The sequence below is a fragment of the Williamsia deligens genome (assembly GCF_024171765.1).
GTDB lineage: Bacteria > Actinomycetota > Actinomycetes > Mycobacteriales > Mycobacteriaceae > Williamsia_A > Williamsia_A deligens.
Window position 1 is genome coordinate 1,372,026 of the sequence record NZ_JAMTCI010000001.1, and the last position, 21,624, is coordinate 1,393,649.

The window sequence follows — 21,624 nt, forward strand, 5'->3', positions numbered from 1 at the left end:
GACGACAGTAGCGTGTCATGGTCATCCTCCTAGGTGATCGTGAAGACGCGGTTGTTCCAGCCGGTGGCACCGCCGGGGATGGGTGGGGTGCGCTCCTCGGTCTGGAGCTGCCCCGTCTTGTCCGTCGCGCGACACGTCACCGTGTGCTGACCGGGTGTGGCCTGGTAGCGGTAGGACCACTGACGCCAGGTGTCGTTCGAGTACTCCTCGGTCAATTCCGCAGGCACCCAGGGACCCTTGTCGATCTGTACCTCGACCTTCGAGATCCCTCGATGCTGTGCCCACGCGGTTCCGGCGATCATCACCTCACCGGCCGGCGCCTGGGAGAACGACGCCGGGGTGTCGATCCGCGACGCGGTCTTGATCGGACCCTCCTGGCCCCAACCACGTTGCGTCCAGTAGGCCTTCTTGCGATCGAACCGGGTCAGCTCCCAGTCCACGACCCACTTGCACGCGGACACGAACCCGTACAGGCCCGGGACCACCTGACGCACCGGGTAGCCGTGCTCGAGCGGGAGCGGCTGACCGTTCATCCCGACGGCGAGGATCGCGTCGCGGCCATCGGTCAACGCCGACACCGGTGTTCCCGACGTCCACCCGTCGACGCTGGTGGAGAACAGCATGTCCGCGTCGGACTTCACGCCCACGCGCTCGAGGATGTCCTTGATCGGGTAGCCGATCCACGTCGCGTTGCCGGCCAGGTCGCCGCCGACCTGATTCGACACACACGTCAGGGTGATCACCTTCTCGACCGGCTTCATCCCCATCAGGTCATCCCACGTGAGCGTCAGCTCGCGGTCGACCATGCCGTGGATGCGCAGCTGCCACTCCGAGGTCTTCAGTTCGGGGACCTGCAGGGCCGTGTCGATGCGATAGAACGACGTGTTCGACGTGACAAACGGTGTGGCACCGGGGATGTCGAGGTTCGCACCCGCGGGGATCGGGGTGGCACGAGAGGTCGGGGTGGGCAGTTTCAGCGATCGGCGTTCGGAGATGGCGTTGCCCGCGTTGGCGATCTGGCGCCCGACCACCGCCACCACACCCGCGGCGACCGCGGCGGTTCCCGCCGCGACGACGAAGGCCCGCCGGGACAGACCGTCCTGCTCCGGCGCCGCGGAGTTGCGACGCCCGACGAACCCGGTCAACACGCGCAGCACGACGACGCCCACGATCACCGCCGCGAGCGACGGGAACACGTAGGTCGCATCCGCGGTGGGACGCGCGAACGCCGCCACGATGCCGACGACGCCGAACAGCACGATGAGCACGGAACCGAAGGGCTTGGTGCGCCGCTCGACGAGTCCTGCGACCACCGCGAGCACCGCGATGCCGATCGCCATGCCGGTGAGCAGCACCTGCTTGTCGGAGGTGCCGAAGGTGCGGATCGCGAACTCGCGCACCGCCGATGGCGCGTTGTCGACGAGGAGTGCGCCGACCGCGAAGTACGGCGAGGAGAACGAGGACACAGCGACCGAGACCAGCTCGCCCGCTGCGAGCGACGCGCCGATGGCGATCAGTCCGGCCAGTGCACGACGGATGAATGTCTCCGTGCGCTTCACACGCGTCACCCCTTCCGGGAATCGGGACGTAGAACCTGTCGACGCCTCCGTGGGGAAACACAGGCGCATATGTCAGGTGTTCGGTGCAGCCACATCTGTGGATGGGCCACGACCTCCGTCTTCCCGCACGTCTGCGTTACTCGTCCGTGACCGATCGGATGGATAGTCATGCATTCGAGACAGGAAATTTCGGGCGTGACCCATCCGACCGCCCGTACGTTGCGAATGGAAAGCGACCGACATCACCAACAGAAGGATTCAGCAATGGCTCTGAAGCGCACCCAACGATTCGCCGTGGCAATCGCCGGCGCCGGCCTGGCCATGGGCCTCGTCGCCGGTTGTTCGAGCGACGACAGCTCGAGCTCCTCGGCGTCGTCGAGCACCGCTGCCACCTCCACCGCCGCCGAGTCCTCGGCGTCGAACGGCGGCGCCAGCGCCGACCCGGCCGCCGATCTCGTCGGCTCGGGCTGCGCGAGCTACGCCGCGGCCAACGCCTCGGGCCCCGGCTCCGTCGGCGGCATGGCTCTGGACCCGGTCGCCACCGCGGCCAGCAACAACCCGCTCCTGAAGACCCTCACCGCGGCCGTCTCCGGCAAGCTCAACCCGCAGGTGAACCTGGTCGACACCCTGAACGGCAGCCAGTTCACCGTCTTCGCGCCGGTCGACGAGGCGTTCGCCAAGGTCCCGGCGGCCACCATCGACACCCTGAAGACGGACAGCGCGCTGCTGACCAAGATCCTGACCTACCACGTGATCCCGGGTCAGCTGTCGCCGTCGCAGATCGCCGGCACCCACAAGACCGTCGAGGGCCAGGACGTCACCGTCTCCGGCTCGGGCAACGACCTGAAGGTCGGCTCCGGCAACGCGTCGGTCATCTGCGGTGGCGTCAAGACCGCCAACGCGACCGTCTACCTGATCGACTCGGTGCTCATGCCCCCGAGCTGATCACACCCGTGATCCGGTGAGTCGGAGCATGTCTCCGCACTGACCGACCCACACACGACGACCCGGAGTCATCCTCGGACGGCTCCGGGTCTCGTCGTCTTGGGGGATGCTCAGCGAGAGTTCGCCGCGTGGCGCCCGGCTCGGCGGCCGAAGTACGACCCCTCCCCGAGCTGTGTCCCACTCGCGTATCCCTTGGCGTCCTGGGCGATGTTCGCGGCTCCCGCGCCCGCGGCGTAGAGCCCCGGGATGCGATCGCCTGCGGCGGTGAGCACCTCGCCGTCCACCGAGGTGGCGAGGCCACCCATCGTGAAGCCCGCGTAGAGCGCCTCGCCGAGGCTCATGTTGAACGCCGCCCACGGTCCGGTGTCCTGAGGCGCCAACCAGTCCGGGCTCTTGTGGAAGTCGGGGTCCTCACCCTTCGCCGCGTACTCGTTGTACCGGTGGATGGTCGCGACCAGTTCGCCCTTGGGCATCCCGAGGTCGGCCTCCATCTCCTCGAGCGTCTCCCACCCGTCGACGAACTTGATCAACGGCATCTTGGGGCGCTCCATGTGCGCCTCGTCGACGATCAACCACGCCTTCGCATCCGGCTGATCGAGCACGAAACCCGATGTGCGGGAATGGTAGGAGTCCTCGGCGACGAATCGTCGGCCGAGCTTGTTCACGATCAGACCGGTGATGAGGATGGACGGCGGATACGCCGGCGCTGTGACGAACGGCTCCTCCATGTGCTTCATCGCGGCACCGACCGAGGCACCCAGGCGGATGCCGAGCCCGTCGTCGTAGGTGTTGCCGAGCGTGTACGGCTTCTCGGCGAGAGCGGGGACGAACTCGTCCACCATCTCCGGGTTCATCACGAAACCACCGGCGGCGATCACCGTGCTCTTCGCACGGATGAACCCACTGTCCGACAGGCTCTTCCACGCGACGCCGACGACGGCGCCCGATGCGTCGAGGACGAGGTTGCGTGCACCGGTCTCGTACCGGATCTCGACACCGCGGTCGGCCAGACGCTTCACGATCAGCTCGATGACCATCCCCGCGCCACCGGTGTCACCGGGGACGGGGACCTTGTGTCCCCGGGGCGCGGGGCGGGCGATGTCCTTGAACGGCCAGACCTTCTCGTTGCCCGTGTACATCAGGCCCTGCGTCTCGGGCTGGATCACGGCCTTGCCCTCGAAGAAGCTGCGCTCGAACTCGAACCCCAGGGCCTCGATCCAGTCGAAGTGATCGACGCTGTCCTGGCAGTAGGCGTGGATCTTGTCCGGCTCGGGGTCGCGGCTCACCGCGGTGATGTACTTCTCCATCTCCTCCGCGGAGTCCTCCTGGCCGGTGGCCTTCTGCACCGCGGTGCCACCGCCGAGGTAGAAGTGGCCGCCCGCCAGCGACGTCGTGCCGCCGGCCACGGCAGCTCGTTCGAGCACGAGCACCGACGCGCCGTGCGTCGCCGCCTCCAGCGCCGCGCACCCACCGGCGATCCCGCATCCGATCACCAGGACGTCGATCTCGTCGGACCACTGTGCGACGGACGACGCGGCGACCACCTCGGGGAGTTCGGCACGCATGGGGGACCTCCGGCACTCGACGCGACGACGCCGGGCGGCGTGGCCGCACTCAGACTACCGGGACGCTAGAACAGGTTCTAGTTCTTGTGCGGTACGCGCAGGTCGGGACTCATTCGAGATCGGCCCAGTGGACGTCGATGGCCGACGACACCCGCGCTGCGTGATCAGCACCGATGACGTCCGCGAGCAAGGCCTCGATGGCCGCCCGCGCTTGCTGCGCCACCACCTCCAGGTCGTCGGCGTAGTGCGCCACGAGGCCGAGGGTGATGCCGGTGGCCTCACCGTCGACGATGCGGACGGCGACCTCGACGACGCGGCGTCCGATCGCCGACCGAACGGCCAGCAGGACGAGCCGCCGCACCACGCGGTCGGTCACCACGACGAGCCCGTCGTCGGTGGCGAGCTCGTCGCGGGACTGCGACAGACGACGGGCGGTGTCGACCACGGTCTTGGTGAGTCGCGTGATGTCCGCCGCGGTGGGCCCGAGTCGTCGGCCGGCGTCGAGGATCCAGTCCTCGGTCCGCGACTGCGCGAAGTCGGCCTGCATGTCGACCATCACACCCCCGCTTCCACTGCTGTGGCGACGTCCTCATCCGACACATCCGGTCGGGCCGGGCGCGGACGCCATGGTTCGAGTCGTTCGGCCAATCGGGCCCGGGTGCGTTGGAGATGCCCGCGAACGGAATTGGGCGAGATGGACAGGATCTCCCCGATCTCCGGATGGGACAGGCCCTCCATCTCGCGTAACCACCATACGGCGCGGGAGGTGGGCGTGAGTGCGGACAGTTCGGCCTCGAGCGCCTCCTGCAGCGACCGACCGAGCGCGGCGTCCGCGGGACCCGGACGGCGGTCGGGCAGAGCGATCATGACCTCGTCGTCGAAGGGTGCCTCGACACGTCGACGACGCAGGTCGATGATCTTGCGATGGGCGATGGCGAAGACCCAGGTGCGGAAGCTGCTCTGGAAGGTGAACTTGGGCAGGCCTTTCCACGCCGCGACCAAGGTCTCCTGCACGACGTCCTCGGCGTTCTGCGCGTCCGGGGTGAGCCGGCGCGCGTACCGCAGGAGGAGAGGAAGGGTGCGGCGGACGAGCTCCTCGAACGCGGCCCTGTCCCCCACCGCGGCGCTCGAAGCGAGCGATTCGTCGGTCTCCTCGGCGAGCCGGCCCCGGAACTGTCGGCTGTCGCCGGCGCCTTCTGCACCGATCGCCACGTCGTCTCCGTTCGCCGGGACCTGTCGGCCCTTGTCGTACACACACAACGGACCGGACCCGACATCGTATCCCGCTGTGAGTCACATCACAGCACGCGTGCAGTGCAAGAACGCCCCGGCGGTCGTCTACACAGATGCGCCGATTGAGGAACTGCGAGAGCGGGTACTTCTCATCGGCGCGACCGCGTCCGAATCGTGCGAGCCGACCCAGACGGTCGGCTCATGTGTTGACATGAAGGAGTGCAGATGAGCACCTCGACCACCACCACCAGCAGCGCTGCGGCGAAGGTCAGCCCCAGCAAGGAGATCGCGCCGGAGCACCGCGACCTCGTGGGCGACCACGGCCGCACCACCATCGCCGATCAGGTCGTCGCCAAGATCGCCGGCATCGCCGCGCGTGAGATCGACGGCGTGTTCGCGCTCGGCGGCCAGGCCGCCCGCATCGTCGGCCGTGTCCGTGAGGCCATCCCCGGTGGCCAGCAGAGCATCACCCAGGGGATCTCCGTCGAGGTCGGCGAGAAGCAGGCCGCGGTCGACCTCGGCCTCGTCGCCGAGTACGGCGTCGCGATCCATGATCTCGCCGCCGCCGTCCGCTCGAACGTCATCAGCTCGATCCAGCAGATGACCGGCCTCGAGGTCACCGAGGTCAACGTCGCCGTGCACGACGTGCACTTCGAGGACGACGACGCCGACGAGCAGACCGCAGAGCCGCGCGTCCAGTGACGTCCGACGCCGAACTGGCCGACGCGGTGGCGACTGCCGCCGCGTCGGTCCCCGGTGTGACCGGGCTCAACGCCGGTCGGTTCGGTGAGGTGGCGACCTACTCGACCAAGGGGCGCGTCGTGGGTGTGCGTCTGCACGACCACAGCGGCGAGGTCCACATCGAGGTCACCCTCGACCGCGGTGTGATGGACACCGCCGAAGACGTCCGTCGCGCCGTCGAGGCCGTCGCCGGCCGACCGATGACCGTCGTCGTCGAGGATGTCTCGGTCGACGGCGATCAGCCGGCGGTCGACGAGCCCACTGCCCCGCCGGCGGCCGAGGTCTCCGCGAGCCCGGCCGGCGCGGCGGACCCGGGAGTCTGACCGACCGTGCCCGTCCCGTCCGAGTACGCCGCGCGGCGACGTGCACTCATCCGCAGACATCACCCCGACGTCGGGGGAGACGCGGATGTGCTCGCCGCCGAGTTGGCCGCACTCGACGCGGAATTCGACCAACGGCGCTCGATCGTGCCCGCACGCCCCGCGCCGACCGTGTACCCGCGGGTGCGTCCCACCGGTCGCATCCGTCGGCTCCGTCGTGCGGCTGGGCGCGAGGTCACGCGACTGCGTGGCCGTCTTCCGCGTTCCGTCCCGGGCAGCCGCCGGTACTTCGAGATCTGATCCACACAACCCCTGCATCGAAAGAAGACACGACATGACCAACAACGCCACCATCGGACTGCTCGTCGGGCTGCTCCTGGCCATCGCCGCGACCACCGGCGGCTTCGGCGGGTTCGTCCTCGCCGTGCTCCTCGGTGCCATCGGCCTGGCCATCGGCCTGCAGCGCGACGGGACGATCGACCTGTCCGGTCTCCTGCGGAGCCGGAACCGTGGCTGAGGGAAAGCTCCCCGTCGCACGTCCCGACCTCACCGTCCGCCCGCCCACCGAGCCCAACGGCGGACCCGGCACGACGACGATCGACGACCGCGTCGGGGAGAGCATCGGCAAGAAGGCGTCGCTGTCCATCGAGGGCGTTCTGCGTCGTCGCGGATCGCTGGGACTGATCACCGGCGGGGAGTACCCGAAGGTCTCCGTCGACATGTCCCGTCCGCATCCGGACGTCAAGGTCGACGTCGCAGTCCGCTGGCCCACCCAGGTCACAGCCCTGTGCCAGGAGGTCCGTGCGCTGGTCCACACCGAGTTGGCCCGCCTCACCGGCGTGTCACCGCATCGGGTGGACGTCACCATCGCCGACGTGGTCGTCGGTGAGCAGAGTTCGCAGAGGAGGGTCCGATGAGCGCGTCATCCCGTGACGGTGCCGTGGCCGAAATCGGTCCCGCGAAGGGCCTGAAGAAGATCGTCCCGCCGACCGCCACACCCGGCGCCGTCTGGACCACCTCACTGTTCGCGATCGCGCTGATCGCCCTGGGCGGCATCGCGATCCGCGACATCTGCGTGGACCAGAAATGGATCTCGGGTTCCGAGTGGATCGCGGCCGCATCGCGATGGATCGGTCGGCTCTCCTGGCAGGGCTGGTTCTGGGCGGTGGCGATCGCGCTGATCGTCGTCGGTCTGCTGCTGCTGTGGACGGCGATCCGCCCACGCACCAAGACCCACATCGCGCTCGACGGTGCGGGGACGGTCGACGGGTACGCGCCGAGCACCTGGACTCGCAAGGTCGACGTCGCCCGACGCGCGAGCGCCGTTGCGCGCGGCGTGGCCGGCGTGACCGCGGCGAACACCAACGTGAAGCGCCGCAAGGTCGTCACCCGGATCACCACCAATGACGAGGCGCCCGCTGACGCCGACGCCGTGCGGACGGCGGTCACCGCGGCCGTCACCCCGGTGCTGCCGAAGCACTCGGTGAAGGTCAAGACCCACACAGTCAAGATCCCTCGCTCGCAGACACCGCCGGCGCCGTCCGGACGACCGGATCTGCCCGAGCCCATCGTCGACACCGACGAGGACTCGCCGGAGGCTCCGTCCTCGACTGCGGGGTCCACGCCGTCCACCTCGACGACGTCGTCGACCACCACCAAGGAGGTGCGCTCGTGAACGCGTTGCCCGCCGGCGTCAACCGGCTTATCACGTTCCTTCTCGGCGCGGTGTTCATCGTCGTCGGTGCCGGCGCGATCGCGTGGGAGCTCAAGGTGCGACAGGTCCGCGACCAGCTCGACAAGGTCGACCTGTCCTGGTTCGAGCGCGCTCCTCGTGAGGGCTGGTGGCTCTATGTCCTCATCGGGATCGCGGTGGGCGGCATCCTCATCGGTCTGCTGCTGCTGGCCCTGAACAGCCGTCCGCGCAAGACCGGGGCGGTCGTGCTGCCCGGCAGTGACGCGTCGGGGACCCTCTCGGTGAACCCGTCGAAGATCGCCGCCGCCGTCGCCGACGATCTCGAGCGGCACCGACTGGTGTCGTCGACGCGCTCCCGAGCGGTCGACGACCGCAAGCGGAAGCTGGTCGAGGTCACTGTCGTGGCCGACGCCGACCGCGACTTCGCCGAGCTGGCCGAGCTCGTCGGCCGCGCAGAACAGCAGGTCGCCGCGGCACTGCCCGGCAGCGAGATCCGACCACGGTTCCAGATCCACCTGAACACGGTCAAGAAGCCGGTCCGCGTCAGCTGACGCGCAGTGTGTGACACGAGGGGCCCGGGGCGCCATCGCCCCGGGCCCTTCGTCTGTCGCAAATGTGCTGCGGTCGGCTACCGGAACCGTCGCAGTCGCAAGCTGTTCGTCACGACGAAGACCGACGAGAAGGCCATCGCCGCGCCGGCGAACATCGGGTTCAGCAGCCCAGTCGCCGCGAGGGGCAGCGCCGCGAGGTTGTAGGCGAACGCCCAGAACAGGTTTCCGTGGATGATCCTGCGCGTGGCCCGGGCCAGCCGGATCGCGTCGACCGTCGACGTCAGCTCGCCGGACATCACGGTGACGTCCGCCGACGCGATGGCGGCATCGGTGCCCGTGCCCATGGCCAGACCGAGGTCAGCCGTCGCGAGCGCGGCCGCGTCGTTGACGCCGTCGCCGACCATCGCGACGCGAGCACCGTCGGCGCGCATGCGCATCACCACCGACGCCTTGTCGGCCGGCAGCACGCCGGCGATGACGCGGTCGATGCCGACCACTCGGGCGACCGCCCTCGCCGCGCCCTCGTTGTCCCCGGTGAGCAGCACCGGGGTGAGCCCGAGGTCGCGGAACCGTGCGATCGCCTCCGCCGATGACTCCTTGACCTCGTCGGACACGACCACGACTCCGCGGACGGCTCCGTCCCATCCCACGGCCACGGCTGTCGCCCCCGCCGACTCCGCCGCGTCCACGGCATCGGTCAGAGCCGCGTCGACATGGTGTCCCGTGTCCTCGAGCCAGGCGATCCGCCCCGCCGCCACAGAGACGCCATCGAATGTGGCCGCCACACCGCGCCCCGGCTCGGCCACGAAATCGCTCACTGGGTATGACGTGCTCCCACCCCGGCGGTCGGCGGCCCCGCGGACGATCGCGCGCGCGATCGGGTGTTCCGATCGCGACTCGACTGCCGCGGCCCGCGCCACGAGCTCGTCCACGTCCTGCCCGGGAGCGGGGATGACGTCGACGAGGATCATGACACCGGTCGTGACGGTCCCGGTCTTGTCGAGCACGACCGTGTCGATGCGACCGGCGCGTTCCAACGCCTCCTGACCACGGATAAGGACGCCGAGCTGCGCACCGCGACCGGTCCCCGCCATCAGCGCGGTCGGCGTCGCCAGCCCGAGCGCGCACGGACACGCGATGATCAGGACCGCGACCGCGGCGGTGAACGCCCCGGACACACCGCCACCGGCGACGAGCCACGCGACGAGGGTGATCACCGACAGCGCGAGCACCACGGGGACGAAGAACGCGGAGATGGTGTCCGCCAGACGCTGCAGTCCCGCGCTGCCCTCCTGTGCCTGTTCCACCAGGCGTGCGATCTGCGCGATCTGGGTGTCGGCGCCCACCGAGGTCGCCCGGACCGTCAGGGTCCCGTCGACGGTGATCGACGCCCCGACGACCCGGTCACCGCGTCCGACGTCGACGGGCACCGATTCACCCGTGACGGCCGAGGCGTCGACCGATGACCGCCCGTCTTCGACGACGCCGTCGACCGGGATCTTCTCGCCGGGCCGCACGAGCACCCGATCACCGACGGTGACGTCGGCGACGTCGACCGTGCGTTCGTCCCCGTCGATGAGCAACGTCGCCTGCTTGGCCCCGACCTCGGCGAGGGCTCGCATCGCGGCTCCGGCCTCCCGCGTCGACCGTGCCTCGAGGTACCTCCCGGCGAGGAGGAAGACGGTGACCCCGGCTGCCACCTCGAGATAGATCGACGACGAGGCATCGCCGCGGTCGAGCGTGAAGGAGAAGCCGTGGCGCATCCCGGGCATGCCGGCGTGTCCGAGGAAGAGCGCGTACAGCGACCAGCCGAAGGCGGCGGAGATCCCGATCGACACGAGCGTGTCCATGGTCGTCGCGCCGTGGCGGAGGTTGCGGACGGTGGCCACGTGGAACGGCCAGGCACCCCAGACGACGACCGGCGCCGCGAGCGTCAGCGACAGCCACTGCCAGTTGTCGAACTGCAGCGCCGGGATCATCGCGAGCAGGACGACGGGGATCCCCAGCAGCGCGGAGATGCGCAGGCGGTTCCGGAGATCGGCGGCGTTCCCACCGTGGGATCCATGATCACCGTCCGCCGGGGCGTCGGCAGGGGCGGCGTCCGGAGAGTGGGTGGCTGGGGTCCGGGCGACGGCGCGGTAGCCGGCCGCGGCGACCTGACCGGCGAGCTCGGAGACGGTCACGTCGGCGGGATGGTCGACGCGGGCACTGCCGGTCGCGAAGTTCACCGTCGCCTCGACGCCGTCGATCTTGTTGAGGCGCCGCTGGATCCGCGCCGCACACGACGCGCAGGTCATGCCCTCGATGTCGAAGCGGGCGGTGGCCGTCGCGGACGGGGTGACCTGATCCAGGGCGTCCGTCGTCGGCGTCACGACCCCAGCTCGTAACCCGCCTCGTCGACCGCTGCGGCGACCGCAGCTCGGTCCGGCTCGGCGTCGGAGTGGATCGTGAGTCCGCCGGAGGTGAGGTCGACCTCGACGCCGGTCACGCCGGGGATCTGCCCGACCTCCTCGGACACCGCGCGCACGCAGTGCTCGCAGGTCATCCCGGAGACGGTGTAGGTGCTGACGGTCATGGGACCTTCTTCGTGTCGTGGTGGATGGGGTCAGGACCGGACGAGTCGCGTGATGGCGTCCATCGCCTCGTCGACCTTGGCCTGGCCCAGTGCGGGGTCCTCGCGCGCGGCGTCGACCACGCAGTGGCTCATGTGCTCCTCGAGCAGTCCGAGACTGACGGCATGCAGCGCCTTCGTCATGGCGGTGACCTGCGTCAGGATGTCGATGCAGTAGGCCTCGTCGTCGACCATCCGCTGCAGTCCCCGCGCCTGACCCTCGATCCGGCGCAGACGCTTGAGGTAGTCGTCTTTGCGGTGGATGTAGCCGTGCTGGTGCGTCTCGGCCATGGCGCCTCCTGGAGTTCGGGATACCCCCACTAGGTATACGCCGAAACACGCTGTCCGGCTACCCCCTGGGGGTATCAGCTGTCGGTCGTCGCGCGAGATCACCTGACCGGTCGTAACCTCGGCGGATGGGTGCGGCGAACGATCACGGCGTCTTCGGGGTGGACGAGACGGCGGACCTCCTGTGGTTCTACGACATGCACGGGTACGCCATCCTGCGCGGACTCGTCGACGAGGCGCGGTTGGCGCAGATCGAAGCCGAGTGCACCGAGGCGCAGGCGCGGGTGGCCGGCGGAGAACTCGCCGGACGGCACGGGTCGACGGTCTTTCTCGACGAGGACGTGTCGGTGTCGGCGAGGGTGGTGAACTACGTCGAGTACGTGTCCGAGGTGTCCCCGGCGGTGGCCGAGGCGGTCACCGACCCGGTGCTGGCCTCGGTGATGCGGGCGATCCTCGGTCCGGAGTGTTGGCTCCGGGCGCACGAGCAGTTCGGGGTCGTCTACCAGGATGCGCGGCCCGGGCGCGATTCCGGCTACGCACGGATCGGGTGGCACTCGGACTGGCAGGCCGGGCCGAGTCTCGACGTGTGGCCGAGCACCGCTTTCACCATCCATGTCGACGGCACGAGCCCCGCCAACGGGTTCCTGAGAGTCGTTCCCGGCAGCCATCTCTGGGCCACGCCGGCACCGTTCCGCAACGCGAACGGGGTGACGGTTCCCGACAGCGCACGTGCGACCGGGGGTCGCACCGATCGGACACCGCCGTTCGACATGCCCCTGCGATTCGAGAAGATGCGCGGCGAGGTCGCAGTGTACGCCGAGGCCGGGGACGTCCTCCTGCACGATGCCTACCTGTGGCACTCGGCCGCACGCGCCACCGACGACGACACGCGCCGACGGCACGTGCGAGGTGGCTATTTCGGCGGCGTGCGACCGCCCGCAGGCGTCGAGGAATTCATCAAGAACGCCGCCCGCTGACGCCTCTGATCAGACCGGCCGGGCCAGGCTCCCCCGGTACTCACGCATGGCGTTGGCTCCGGGCCAAATCGAGGGTGGGTCCTGAGGCGAACCGAAGCCCGGTTGCCCCTGGCTCTCACATGAAGACACTCGCACGTGGCTGCGGCCCACAGCGTCGACGAGCTGCTCATCCCGCGGGGATGCCCACCCGTTCACGTTCGAGGTACGTACGCAGACAACCCAGCGCTGCTGCCGTGCCCGCCAACTCCTCGTCACCGAGAGCTGGGGTCAGCAACTGTTCCAGGCACCGCAGATAGGTCCCCTCGGCTCGCACGGCCACCCTGTCGCCGTCGGCGGTGAGGCTCACCAGCGACGAACGCCGGTCGTCGGGATTCGTATCCCGCATCACCCACCCCCGCTCTTGCAGGCGGTCGACGCCCTTGCTGATCGCCCCCATACCCGCGGCGAAGTAGGCGGCGACATCCGCGACGCGCGATCGGGGACGCGCTCGAAAATATCGCAGGAGTTCGTACTGCGTTGTCGTCAGCGAGTGTTCAGCCCTGAGCTGTTCACCCACCGCGTTGTAGAGGCGAGTCTCGCATCGCACCAGATCGTCGAACAGTGACGCACGGATCAGGCCAGCCTCATTGTTGGTTGCCACGGCATGTACTTTACTGGGTGCATGCCGTGGAATGCATCCCGGCCACGCAACGAAGAAGGCAGAAGATGAGTATCGAGCAGCGGCGAGCGTTGACATCACGGTTGCGGCAGGCCTTCGGTTCGAGCGCGCCGGCGTCGGTCGAGCAGATGCGCGACGGGTTCGCCCGGTTCATGGGTACGTTCGCGATCCCCTCGGGGGTGAGGTGCACAGCGGCCGACGTCGGCGGCGTTCGAGCGGTCGTCGTGGAACCGGAGGGGCCAACAGCGGCGGGAATCATCCTCTACTTTCACGGTGGTTCGTTCCTGCTCGGTTCCCCCGAGACGGCCCTCGCGCTGACCGCCCACCTGGTGGAGCGCACTCACGTTCGGGCGATTTCGATCGACTACGCGCTTGCCCCCGAACTCCCGTTTCCTGCTGCGATCGGAGACTGTCTCAACGCCTACCGTGCCCTCCTGGACAGCGGCGAGGACCCCGCGGCAATCGTTTTCGCGGGCGACTCCGCCGGGGGCGGTCTCACCGTCACGACCACCCTTGCCGCCCGGGACGCCGGGCTGCCGCTTCCCGCAGGCATCGTGGCGTTCTCACCGGGGCTCGATCACACCCGCACCGGCGAATCGATGGTCACCAACGATGGCGCCGACCCGTTGTTCACCAGAGCAGCGATGGCGCAGACCGGCTCGATGTACCTCGCCGGTCAAGATCCAGATCAGCCACTGCTGGCGCCGGCGGTGCATGCCGACCTCACAGGGTTCCCGCCCGTTTTACTCCAGGTCGGCGGGACCGAGCTTCTGCTCGACGACTCAGTACGGTTGGCCACCCGGGCGCGGGCAGCCGGCGTCGACATCATTCTCGATGTGGTCGCCGACGTCCCACACGTGTTCCCCGCGTTCGTCGAGGATCTCGACGAAGCCAGTGAAGCCCTCGACCGGGCGACACTGTTCATCACCCAACGGCTTCGCAGCCGCTGACCTGTCACCGGTCCCTAGAACCCCGCGCCTACGCGCACCTGCAAGCAACGAAACCCGACACCCAGCGTGGGCCCTGTCGGACTCACCTGCGCGCCCCAGTCCCCCGCTCCATCGCACCAGTCGCAGTCAACCAACCCGCACGCGCGGAATACTGGCCCCGAGGTCATGGTGGGAACGATCTCGATCACTGATCCGCCACACCAGCCTCCCCGGCGCCAGCCACTCCCCAGCTCGAGATCACGCGTGATCTCGTCACATGAAGGCCCTGAGGACGTTATCGGCGTCGCGGTGACCCGGGTGTGGGGCGGTCGTCGGTTCACTTGCCGACCGTCGGCGTCACAACAGGTCCGTCGGGGGGTGGTCAGCGGTGATGAGCCGCTCGGCAAGGGCGACGACCTTGACGTTGGTATCCATCGACACCCGTTTGAGCATGCCGAACGCGGCGTGGGAATCGAGCGAATAGCGTTCCATCAGTACACCTTTCGCTTGGCCAAGGATGTCGCGGGACGCCAGCGCTTCCGCGAATTGGCGTTCACGTTGCGCGGCGTGCGCTGCCAGGGCGATGACGGTGGCGAAGGTCGCCGCTGTGGTCACTGCTGCGGTGTCGAATGCGGCGTGAACGGGGCTGTACACAGCGAGTGCCGCGCGCGCCTGGTGGGTGCGAAACAGATGTATGGGCAGAACACACCGCACCGGTGTCTGCTGCACTGCGTATGTGCTGAACGTCGGCCACGGGTTGCGGTGGTGCAGGTCCACGGGCTCCCCGGAGCCGGCGCGGTAACTCGCGGCTGTCGCCAGGGTCGGGCCGCCGCCGGTGGCGACGCGCTCGAGTCGCAGTAGGTCTCTGGCAACGTCGTCGGTTGCCGCGACGGTGCTGACCGAGCGGGCGTCGATGACGACGATCCCTGCGTGATGAGCGGTGTCGATTGTGTCGACGACCCCGCGCACCAGAGCTTGGAGGGTGGCGGCAACCGTGGCCTCGTCAGGTTTCTGCTGGTGGAGACGGGTTGTTTCCGCAGCAATAGTGCAGACGAGCTCGTTGTCGGGATGAAGCATCTATGTCAGGAGGTCCATGACGACAAGAATCATGACTACCCAGTTCTCGTTCGCGCGCCGTTCAACGCTGGAGCAGTAGCGTTCGGCCCCCGATCCTGGACGCTCGACTCGACGCAATACTCTACAGGAAGCTCAGGAAACCACGGCGGCGTGTCCCAGACCAACGTCACCGGAGCCAGGCCGGCGGTGGCCCGATGGTCGGTTGTCGAGCACCTGGCCGAGCAGGGACAGACCACTGCCTCCCCGACGGGACGTTCACATGGTGCGGGTCAGACGCCGTCGAACACATGCCCGGGATCGGTCCGCGTCCGTCGGGGCACAGCGTGGCACAGGTGAGGCCACCATGGAACCGAAAACGCCTGCAGGGCAGCCTCTTTCGTCCCGTCCTGTCATCGGCTTCCGACTAGGACCAGTTCGAACGTGCACGACAGGAGCACTCAGCGTCGAGGACGAGGCGCGCGGTCATTCCCCGGGCGGCTCAGACGCCTGTGGATGCCACACAGCCGCCGAACGGAAGAAGTCCCGGGCCTGCTGATCAGGCGGTGTCGCGGCGGGCTGCTTCACCACGACACCTCGACGGCCCGTGAGTCGCCGTATGGTCGGGATTACCTGCACGAAGCACCCGTCAAACACCCGACCCGCACCACCGGGGGACCGAGCGTCGCGCCCTTGCGGCGATGACCGTCGACCGCGTCCCCGCGACGTCGACGTGAAGCGTCGGCGGCTTTCCCGGCGGACCCGTGCGCGCGCCAACGCCGTCGTCTCGTCGACACGGCCATGCACGGCCGCCTCGAGCTCGACGTGTTTCGTGGCCGGGGCGCGTGCCGGACCGGGTGCCGCATCACCCGCACCCCGGTCGCGCCCGTGACCCAGGCGGGGTCAGGCCGGCCGGCCGGGTCTCGGGGGGCTTGTCACGGCGCTCTGCGCGCTGGGGTCGTGCCGGCGTCGCTTGATGAAGTAGATGGTGCTGCTGCTGGCGGCGATGAGCATGGCCACGACGAGGGTGGGCAGCACCATCCTTGACCATTCGTGGTGCTCGACGAGCTCGCCCATCTCCTTGATGGCGATGAACGTGCCACCGAGCGCGACCACGAACCACCCAGCCGCTTTGTGGAGGAAGCCGGCGCGTTGGGCTCGCTCCGCCGGTGTGAGTCTGGCGAGGACATCGTCTCGGTACCTGTTGCTGCGTCGGCGGCGGAGGATGAGCATGAATGGCGGCAGGAGCCACCACCAGGCCGAGGGCGGTGGGGGCGGGGCGGGCAGCCTGTTCGAGGTTTCGGCTGCGGCGCGCTGGTCTTGCTCGAGTAGTTCGACGGCGCCTTGGTAGAGCGGGCCCGCGACGAGCAGCCATGCGCCGAGGAAGCCGCTCCATGCGATGACCGTCTCGGTCACGACGCGCTCCGATCTGTTCTGGTCACCTGATTCCGAAATCAGTCGAGGTGGGCTGTCAGCGTGTGGGTTCGGCAGACAGGGCGTGCGGGTCGAGCCGGGCGCGCGCGGTGATGCCCGCGATGATGATGTCGACTCCGGCGGTGAATTGGTCCCGGTCGTCGTGATGGACCAGCTGTGGGCCGATCTTCTCGAGGAACGGGTGCGGAGCGCCGTCGGTGGCGGTGTCGGTCGCGGCGTGGATGAATGCGGGTCTGTCGGAACTGGTGGACGTCAGCTCCCCGGTGGCGCGGAATTGGCTGGCGATTCCGAGGACATGGTGGACGAGCACGGAGGCAGCGTCGAACAGGTGCTCGTCGGGGACGTCGAGTGCGTCGAGCTCGCTGCCGATCCTGTCGAACAGGTGCAGCACGGCTGGTTGCCACGGCGCGCCGGCGAGCTGCGCACCGAGCCATGGATGCGCGGTCATCGCATCGAACGCCGCCGTCATCGTCTCGTGGACACGGGCTGCCGAACGGGCAGTGCTGGCGGTGCCGCTCAGGGCGTGCGCGAGGACGTCGGTGGCGGCCAGGGCCAGCAGCTCGGCCTTGTTCGCCACGTGGTGGAAGAGCGCGCCCTGGCCGGTCGACAGGCTCGCGGCCAGTGATCGGAACGTCAGGGCGTCGATCCCACCGTCGTCCAGGATCGCAATGGCCTGGGCGACGATTCGCGGTCGGGACAATGCGTCGGTACGTCGGACGCTTCGGGTCGGGATCTTTCCCACTTCACCATCTTGACACAGTTTGGAACGGCGCTCCATAGTTGTTGGAGCACTGCTCCAACACACGAGGGGACCGATCATGGCGTTCGCGGATCAGCCTGCGTACATCATTCAGATGCGAGCCGAGAAGGGGATGGGTGATCGCCTGTTCGAGTTGGCGACCGAGGGGATGTTCAAGTCCGGCTCGTCGGACCGGTTCATCATGTTGCGCGAAGACGCAGACCCCGACGTGCTGTGGAACATCGAGGTGTTCCGCTCGGTGGGCGACAAGGACCGCTACGAGAACAGTCCAGTTGCCGACGAGCTGCGTGACCAGATCCTCGACCTACTCGACGGCCCGCCGACGCGCATCGAGGCTCATCCCTTCGCCGCGATCCCCGCCCTGCCCGGCGACGCCGCCTGAACGCCCTGGACACCCGACCGCGGCCCGGTTCATGACCAGAAGCGACTAGAGGGCTAGGTCCCGGTCGAACGAGCGACGCCCACGGCGTTGCATCAGGTGATCATTGATTCACCAGATGCAACATCAGCTCCGAACGCGCTGGTCAACCGATCGCCACCTCGGCAATGCCCGACGGACTACCGCCCAGTCCCTAGGCGCTGAACACACACGTCGATCTTCGATCGTTCCTGCGCATGCCATCTCACCTGACAAGACTCGATTCGGCCGGCGCAGTGAAGTGCTGGATCAGGTTGCATCTACTGCGATGTGCAGCACTTCACCCGACATGGCCAATGTCATTGGCGCGCAACGGGACAGGTTGAACCCCGATGCGCGAACATGTCTCGCGATGCTGTTGCGCAGCGCAGTCCAGTCGGTAGGTCGTACGTGTCGCTCCGACAAAACCTTCTTCACGATTGTGAGTGCGTTGATGACTCGTGGGAATCCTGTGTCCGGGATGAGGTGGAGGACGGTTTCGACGATTTCTGTGGGGGTGACTCCGGCGGTGAGTGCGGTGTTGACGTGCAGTTCGACTTGGGGGTCGGTTCCTTGCGTGGCCAGCGATGACAGCGTGATGATGGCCCGTTGCTGGTTGGTCAGACCAGGTCGGGTGTAGATGTCGCCGTAGGCGAACTCGGTGATGTAGCGACTGAGGTCTGGGGCGATCGCGTGGAGATCTGCGTCGATGCGGCTGTGCGTGGCCATGGCATCCGGACTGGTGAACTCGGCGAGTTTCTGCTGCCCCCGGTTGAGGCGGTCGCTGGTCACAAGGTGCCCTCTCGGCTGGGTGGTTCGGTCAGGACCGGTGTGGTCGGCACGAGCAGTGTGTTGTCGAGTTCTGCCGAGAAGTGCAGGGTCGTCGTCGTGGTGCGGTCACCGATCGGCCGGTCGTGCGGGTCGGTGTGCAGGAACAGCGACGCGGCGGTGGGATCCTGGCCTGGGCGGGCGTAGTCGTGACCGCCGATGGTCAGCGCGAGGCTGTACCCGACGGGCAGGTGCACACCGGTGGGCCAGATTTCGACGTCGACCACGTACATCACCCCGGGTTCGGCCGGCTGGTTTTCGTCGTGGGTGTGCCATGGTCGCCAGGGCAGGCTGCATGTGGGGTCGCTCTTGCGGTGTGAGAGTCGGAGCCACCCGTTGCTGAGGACCTGTTCGGAGGCGATCGCGCCGACGAATGTGACCTCGCTACCGTCGGGGTCGATAACGCGGACGGTGAGGAACAGGTCGGTGTCGGAACTGTAGGTGGAGACGTGCAGTCGCGCCGCCATTGGTCCGACGATGTCGGTGTCGCCGACCATGGGCGCGCTCGTGAACGTCAGTCCCTCCCCGTCGGCGGCGAAGTGCAGATCCGTCGTGATCTGCGGCGTTTCGGGGTCGAGTGTGCGACTGACGGGGTTGAGGTGCAGCTCAGTCCAGATGGTGTCGTGGGGTGGCCAGGTATGCGAGGTGCGGGTGCGGTATCCGCCGTCCGTGTCGGGGACGTGCATGACGACGCGGGGCGTGTCGGGCCATCCGTTGTCCTCGCCTTTGAGGAAGTGGTCGAAGAATTGTTGTTGCAGCGCAACGCTGTCGGGGAGGTAGAACCATTCCTCGTGGCGACCGGGGTGGACGGCCAGCCACCGGTCGACGGATGCAGCGGAGGTGAAAGCCTCGAAATTGCCGCGCCCGTGGAGTCCCTGTCCGAACCAGTTCGCGGCGGACAGCACGGGCACGGTGATCTGTGAGACATCCGGGGTCCGGGCGCGGTGCCAGTCGTCGTCGAGGATGTGTTCGCGCAGCGCCGGGATGGGGTCGGTGCGCCGGGCGGCGAGGTCGTCGTTGCTGAGAGTCTCAGCGCCGGTGGCGGGTTGGCCTGTCCAGGGGTTGACCGGGCCGTTCTCGCCGAGGCCGTGCTGGTTCGACAGCACCTGGTTGGGGTACCAGAGTTCGTAGAACAGGTTGCTGAGGATGCCGCCGTGGCGGGTCATGTCGCGGTAGTTGTCCAGCGCCCCTTCCCACGGGCAGATCGCGGCGAGGTGCGGTGGGCGCAGCGCGGCGACGCGCCACTGGTTGATCGCGTAGTACGAGATCCCGCACAATCCGACCGCGCCGCTGGACCAGGGTTGGGTTCCCACCCATTCGATCGCGTCGTGGTAGTCGGCGGTTTCCTGGGGGGAGAAGATCTCCAGGTGCCCGGGTGACGCGCCGGTGCCGCGGGAGTCGACACGCACGACGGCGTAACCGGCGGCGGTCCACAGCTGGGGATCGACGGTCTCGTAGGTCATGTAGTCACACGCAGATGCTGCGAGGACGTCAGGGTGTTCGTCGACCAGACGCCGCCAGCGCGACGCGTACGGCTCGTCCTGGAAGCGGCGGCCTTTCCCGTACGGGCCCATCGACATGATCACCGGGAACCGAGATCCGCCGGCAGGTAGGAACACATCGCCCCGCAGCACCGTGCCGTCGGTGGTGGGCACAGCGACGTCGAACCCGATCCGCATCCGGTCTCGTAGAGGGAACATCAGCGATTCTGCCCGTGTCGGCTGGTCGCTGACGGGAGGTGCTCGAAGAGCCAGTGTTGGGAGTAGTCGAGCCACTCGCGGTAGTGGCCCATGGCGCAGTGGTCGTCGTCGGGGTAGAGCAGGACGGTCCCCTGCGGGGCGGCCTCGGCGAGGTCGACGCTGTCTTGGGTGCTCATCAGGGTGTCGGTGTCGCCGTTGATGACCAACAGCGGCATCGAGATGTCGCCGTATCGGTCTGCGATGGACAGGGCTGCGAGTTTGCGCATCAGGTCCAGCGGGTGTTTGGCGCCGACGGTGTCGGCGAGCGCGCCGAGGATGACCTGGGGGGTTCCGAGGGCACCGCCGCTGAACGAGCGGTGCGTCGGCGCCCCACACGCGATCGCGCAGGCAAGACGGGGATCGGTGGCGGCCAGGCGGGCTGTCCAGTAGCCGCCGAAGCTGACCCCGACCATGGCGATCCGGTCGGCGTCGAGCCGGTCGTCGGCGACGAGGTGGTCGATGACGTCGTGATAGATCACCTCCGATTCCGGCCGCATGGGATCGGTGTAGGCGTAGCTGCCGGGCATCTCCATCAGGAACATCGCCATGCCCGAGTCGCGGTAGCGCAGCTGCGGGATCGCCAGCTCCTGGGCGGTGCCCTCGAGTCCGTTGGTGGTCAGCACAACCGGGTGCGGTCCTGGCCCCGGGGGCAGGATCAGATGCCCGGTGACGGTCTGCCCGCCGGCGACCGGGATGCCGACGCGCTCGACGGTGAGGTCCAGCGATGGGGCCAGCGCACCGATCAGAACCTCGAACAGGTGCCGTGAACGCCAGTAGGCCTGCATCCGCTGCGGGGAGTGTCCGGGGAAAGCACTGACCTGGCAGTAGGTCATGGCCTTCACCCAGGAGTCGACGGCGTGGAACGCCGTTGCCGTTCGCAGTCGGTCCTCGGTCGAGTCGTGGGTGTCGATGAGGTCGGCGACAGCTGTCGCATCTGGTTGCGGTCCGTGGTCGGCGAACAACGTCGCCGCGGGCGCGATCAGTTCTGCGAGGACGCCGAGGGCTTGTGTGTCGAGGACCGTCTCGGGGTCGGTGATGTCGGGGACGATTGACGATGTGGCGGCTGCCAGATCACGGAGCAGTCCGGTGGCGCGGTCGGTGTGCTCGGCCGCGATCCGATTCCAGTAGGTGCACCAGCGGTCGTCGCGGAACGACCGCGCCCCGGAGAGCTGCTGGGCGAACACGTCTCGGTCGAATCCGCCCATGTTGGCGTAGCGCAGTGCGAACAGGGCGGGCAGGAACGGTCGGGCGCCGGTCATGCGGGCGGCGAGGTCGGTGGTTCGGGTGATCGCGCACGCTGTGACGAGCAGCTTGTGCAACACGGTGGGCTGGGCCATGGTTTC

Annotated in this window: 25 protein-coding genes; 11 read left to right on the forward strand and 14 right to left on the reverse strand. The window is 68.2% G+C overall.

Features of this window, described 5'->3' with window-relative positions:
* Nucleotides 1-29 precede the first annotated feature (29 nt).
* Nucleotides 30-1,628 carry a molybdopterin-dependent oxidoreductase gene (locus LX14_RS06635; protein WP_301283170.1) on the reverse strand — a complete coding sequence of 533 codons (1,599 nt, stop codon included), beginning with the start codon at nt 1,626-1,628 and terminating at the stop codon, nt 30-32.
* Between the two features lie 195 nt (nt 1,629-1,823).
* On the opposite strand from LX14_RS06635, the gene LX14_RS06640 reads away from it, so the two are divergent.
* On the forward strand, nt 1,824-2,504 hold the full coding sequence (locus LX14_RS06640) for a fasciclin domain-containing protein (protein ID WP_253646449.1): 681 nt from the start codon (nt 1,824-1,826) through the stop codon (nt 2,502-2,504).
* Between the two features lie 110 nt (nt 2,505-2,614).
* On the opposite strand, the gene LX14_RS06645 is transcribed toward LX14_RS06640, so the two are convergent.
* The 3 genes from LX14_RS06645 to LX14_RS06655 all read right to left on the reverse strand — a co-directional run bounded on the left by LX14_RS06645 (nt 2,615) and on the right by LX14_RS06655 (nt 5,281).
* Nucleotides 2,615-4,069, reverse strand: a complete 1,455-nt coding sequence (locus LX14_RS06645) for an FAD-binding protein (RefSeq protein ID WP_253646450.1) — start codon at nt 4,067-4,069, stop codon at nt 2,615-2,617.
* A gap of 109 nt (nt 4,070-4,178) precedes the next feature.
* Nucleotides 4,179-4,625 carry a hypothetical protein gene (locus LX14_RS06650; protein WP_253646451.1) on the reverse strand — a complete coding sequence of 149 codons (447 nt, stop codon included), beginning with the start codon at nt 4,623-4,625 and terminating at the stop codon, nt 4,179-4,181.
* Complete coding sequence (locus LX14_RS06655) at nt 4,625-5,281, reverse strand: RNA polymerase sigma factor (protein ID WP_253646452.1); 657 nt, start codon at nt 5,279-5,281, stop codon at nt 4,625-4,627. The genes LX14_RS06650 and LX14_RS06655 overlap by 1 nt, the downstream gene beginning before the upstream one ends.
* Nucleotides 5,282-5,527: 246 nt before the next feature.
* Here LX14_RS06655 and LX14_RS06660 point away from each other — a divergent pair, with 246 nt between their 5' ends.
* The 7 genes from LX14_RS06660 to LX14_RS06690 are packed head-to-tail and all read left to right on the forward strand — an operon-like array spanning nt 5,528 to nt 8,607.
* Nucleotides 5,528-6,004, forward strand: coding sequence for an Asp23/Gls24 family envelope stress response protein (locus LX14_RS06660; protein ID WP_253646453.1), 477 nt, complete (start codon nt 5,528-5,530; stop codon nt 6,002-6,004).
* Nucleotides 6,001-6,366, forward strand: coding sequence for a hypothetical protein (locus tag LX14_RS06665; protein ID WP_253646454.1), 366 nt, complete (start codon nt 6,001-6,003; stop codon nt 6,364-6,366). The genes LX14_RS06660 and LX14_RS06665 overlap by 4 nt, the downstream gene beginning before the upstream one ends.
* A 6-nt stretch (nt 6,367-6,372) precedes the next feature.
* On the forward strand, nt 6,373-6,663 hold the full coding sequence (locus tag LX14_RS06670; RefSeq protein ID WP_253646455.1) for a hypothetical protein: 291 nt from the start codon (nt 6,373-6,375) through the stop codon (nt 6,661-6,663).
* A gap of 34 nt (nt 6,664-6,697) precedes the next feature.
* Nucleotides 6,698-6,880, forward strand: a complete 183-nt coding sequence (locus tag LX14_RS06675) for a DUF2273 domain-containing protein (RefSeq protein ID WP_253646456.1) — start codon at nt 6,698-6,700, stop codon at nt 6,878-6,880.
* Nucleotides 6,873-7,280, forward strand: coding sequence for an Asp23/Gls24 family envelope stress response protein (locus LX14_RS06680; protein WP_253646457.1), 408 nt, complete (start codon nt 6,873-6,875; stop codon nt 7,278-7,280). The genes LX14_RS06675 and LX14_RS06680 overlap by 8 nt, the downstream gene beginning before the upstream one ends.
* Nucleotides 7,277-8,038, forward strand: coding sequence for a DUF6286 domain-containing protein (locus LX14_RS06685; RefSeq protein ID WP_253646458.1), 762 nt, complete (start codon nt 7,277-7,279; stop codon nt 8,036-8,038). Before LX14_RS06680 ends, LX14_RS06685 begins: the two co-directional genes overlap by 4 nt.
* The gene (locus LX14_RS06690) at nt 8,035-8,607 is read left to right on the forward strand and encodes an Asp23/Gls24 family envelope stress response protein (RefSeq protein ID WP_253646459.1); all 573 of its coding nucleotides are present in this window, start codon (nt 8,035-8,037) and stop codon (nt 8,605-8,607) included. The genes LX14_RS06685 and LX14_RS06690 overlap by 4 nt, the downstream gene beginning before the upstream one ends.
* Nucleotides 8,608-8,684: 77 nt before the next feature.
* Here the strand turns inward: LX14_RS06690 and LX14_RS06695 are convergent, their stop codons facing one another.
* The 3 genes from LX14_RS06695 to LX14_RS06705 are packed head-to-tail and all read right to left on the reverse strand — an operon-like array spanning nt 8,685 to nt 11,509.
* A complete protein-coding gene (locus LX14_RS06695) occupies nt 8,685-10,979 on the reverse strand; it encodes a heavy metal translocating P-type ATPase (RefSeq protein WP_372505265.1) in 2,295 nt (764 codons plus the stop codon).
* Nucleotides 10,976-11,182 (reverse strand): heavy-metal-associated domain-containing protein, encoded by a 207-nt coding sequence (locus tag LX14_RS06700; RefSeq protein WP_253646460.1) that lies wholly within the window; start codon nt 11,180-11,182, stop codon nt 10,976-10,978. Before LX14_RS06700 ends, LX14_RS06695 begins: the two co-directional genes overlap by 4 nt.
* A gap of 30 nt (nt 11,183-11,212) precedes the next feature.
* Entirely contained in the window at nt 11,213-11,509 is a 297-nt protein-coding gene (locus LX14_RS06705; protein WP_253646461.1) for a metal-sensitive transcriptional regulator, read from the reverse strand.
* 125 nt (nt 11,510-11,634) lie between these two features.
* Between LX14_RS06705 and LX14_RS06710 the strand changes: the two genes are divergently transcribed.
* A complete protein-coding gene (locus LX14_RS06710; protein ID WP_253646462.1) occupies nt 11,635-12,483 on the forward strand; it encodes a phytanoyl-CoA dioxygenase family protein in 849 nt (282 codons plus the stop codon).
* Nucleotides 12,484-12,649: 166 nt separating this feature from the next.
* Here the strand turns inward: LX14_RS06710 and LX14_RS06715 are convergent, their stop codons facing one another.
* Nucleotides 12,650-13,123: a MarR family winged helix-turn-helix transcriptional regulator gene (locus LX14_RS06715; RefSeq protein WP_253646463.1), complete on the reverse strand. Its 474-nt coding sequence runs from the start codon at nt 13,121-13,123 to the stop codon at nt 12,650-12,652.
* Nucleotides 13,124-13,188: 65 nt separating this feature from the next.
* Between LX14_RS06715 and LX14_RS06720 the strand changes: the two genes are divergently transcribed.
* A complete protein-coding gene (locus LX14_RS06720) occupies nt 13,189-14,091 on the forward strand; it encodes an alpha/beta hydrolase (protein WP_253646464.1) in 903 nt (300 codons plus the stop codon).
* Between the two features lie 336 nt (nt 14,092-14,427).
* Here LX14_RS06720 and LX14_RS06725 read toward each other — a convergent pair whose 3' ends face one another.
* The 3 genes from LX14_RS06725 to LX14_RS06735 form a co-directional block, all read right to left on the reverse strand.
* Nucleotides 14,428-15,147 carry an ANTAR domain-containing protein gene (locus tag LX14_RS06725; RefSeq protein WP_253646465.1) on the reverse strand — a complete coding sequence of 240 codons (720 nt, stop codon included), beginning with the start codon at nt 15,145-15,147 and terminating at the stop codon, nt 14,428-14,430.
* 879 nt (nt 15,148-16,026) lie between these two features.
* Nucleotides 16,027-16,539, reverse strand: a complete 513-nt coding sequence (locus LX14_RS06730) for a hypothetical protein (protein ID WP_253646466.1) — start codon at nt 16,537-16,539, stop codon at nt 16,027-16,029.
* A gap of 55 nt (nt 16,540-16,594) precedes the next feature.
* On the reverse strand, nt 16,595-17,257 hold the full coding sequence (locus LX14_RS06735; RefSeq protein ID WP_253646467.1) for a TetR/AcrR family transcriptional regulator: 663 nt from the start codon (nt 17,255-17,257) through the stop codon (nt 16,595-16,597).
* 154 nt (nt 17,258-17,411) lie between these two features.
* Between LX14_RS06735 and LX14_RS06740 the strand changes: the two genes are divergently transcribed.
* A complete protein-coding gene (locus LX14_RS06740; protein ID WP_253646468.1) occupies nt 17,412-17,699 on the forward strand; it encodes a putative quinol monooxygenase in 288 nt (95 codons plus the stop codon).
* 285 nt (nt 17,700-17,984) lie between these two features.
* Here the strand turns inward: LX14_RS06740 and LX14_RS06745 are convergent, their stop codons facing one another.
* From LX14_RS06745 to LX14_RS06755, 3 genes are read right to left on the reverse strand one after another with little or no spacing between them, the layout of a single operon-like run.
* Nucleotides 17,985-18,506 carry a carboxymuconolactone decarboxylase family protein gene (locus tag LX14_RS06745; protein ID WP_253646469.1) on the reverse strand — a complete coding sequence of 174 codons (522 nt, stop codon included), beginning with the start codon at nt 18,504-18,506 and terminating at the stop codon, nt 17,985-17,987.
* On the reverse strand, nt 18,503-20,221 hold the full coding sequence (locus tag LX14_RS06750; RefSeq protein ID WP_253646470.1) for a CocE/NonD family hydrolase: 1,719 nt from the start codon (nt 20,219-20,221) through the stop codon (nt 18,503-18,505). The genes LX14_RS06745 and LX14_RS06750 overlap by 4 nt, the downstream gene beginning before the upstream one ends.
* Nucleotides 20,222-20,241: 20 nt before the next feature.
* The gene (locus LX14_RS06755; protein WP_253646471.1) at nt 20,242-21,618 is read right to left on the reverse strand and encodes an alpha/beta hydrolase family protein; all 1,377 of its coding nucleotides are present in this window, start codon (nt 21,616-21,618) and stop codon (nt 20,242-20,244) included.
* Nucleotides 21,619-21,624 lie beyond the last annotated feature (6 nt).

Coding starts and splice junctions, on each gene's coding strand:
- LX14_RS06660 (WP_253646453.1), top strand. CDS start 5,528: ATGAGCACCTCGACCACCACCACCAGCAGCGCTGCGGCGAAGGTCAGC.
- LX14_RS06755 (WP_253646471.1), bottom strand. CDS start 21,618: ATGGCCCAGCCCACCGTGTTGCACAAGCTGCTCGTCACAGCGTGCGCG.
- LX14_RS06650 (WP_253646451.1), bottom strand. CDS start 4,625: ATGGTCGACATGCAGGCCGACTTCGCGCAGTCGCGGACCGAGGACTGG.
- LX14_RS06725 (WP_253646465.1), bottom strand. CDS start 15,147: ATGCTTCATCCCGACAACGAGCTCGTCTGCACTATTGCTGCGGAAACA.
- LX14_RS06710 (WP_253646462.1), top strand. CDS start 11,635: ATGGGTGCGGCGAACGATCACGGCGTCTTCGGGGTGGACGAGACGGCG.
- LX14_RS06640 (WP_253646449.1), top strand. CDS start 1,824: ATGGCTCTGAAGCGCACCCAACGATTCGCCGTGGCAATCGCCGGCGCC.
- LX14_RS06705 (WP_253646461.1), bottom strand. CDS start 11,509: ATGGCCGAGACGCACCAGCACGGCTACATCCACCGCAAAGACGACTAC.
- LX14_RS06750 (WP_253646470.1), bottom strand. CDS start 20,221: ATGCGGATCGGGTTCGACGTCGCTGTGCCCACCACCGACGGCACGGTG.
- LX14_RS06740 (WP_253646468.1), top strand. CDS start 17,412: ATGCGAGCCGAGAAGGGGATGGGTGATCGCCTGTTCGAGTTGGCGACC.
- LX14_RS06720 (WP_253646464.1), top strand. CDS start 13,189: ATGAGTATCGAGCAGCGGCGAGCGTTGACATCACGGTTGCGGCAGGCC.
- LX14_RS06700 (WP_253646460.1), bottom strand. CDS start 11,182: ATGACCGTCAGCACCTACACCGTCTCCGGGATGACCTGCGAGCACTGC.
- LX14_RS06645 (WP_253646450.1), bottom strand. CDS start 4,069: ATGCGTGCCGAACTCCCCGAGGTGGTCGCCGCGTCGTCCGTCGCACAG.
- LX14_RS06635 (WP_301283170.1), bottom strand. CDS start 1,628: ATGCGCCTGTGTTTCCCCACGGAGGCGTCGACAGGTTCTACGTCCCGA.
- LX14_RS06685 (WP_253646458.1), top strand. CDS start 7,277: ATGAGCGCGTCATCCCGTGACGGTGCCGTGGCCGAAATCGGTCCCGCG.
- LX14_RS06675 (WP_253646456.1), top strand. CDS start 6,698: ATGACCAACAACGCCACCATCGGACTGCTCGTCGGGCTGCTCCTGGCC.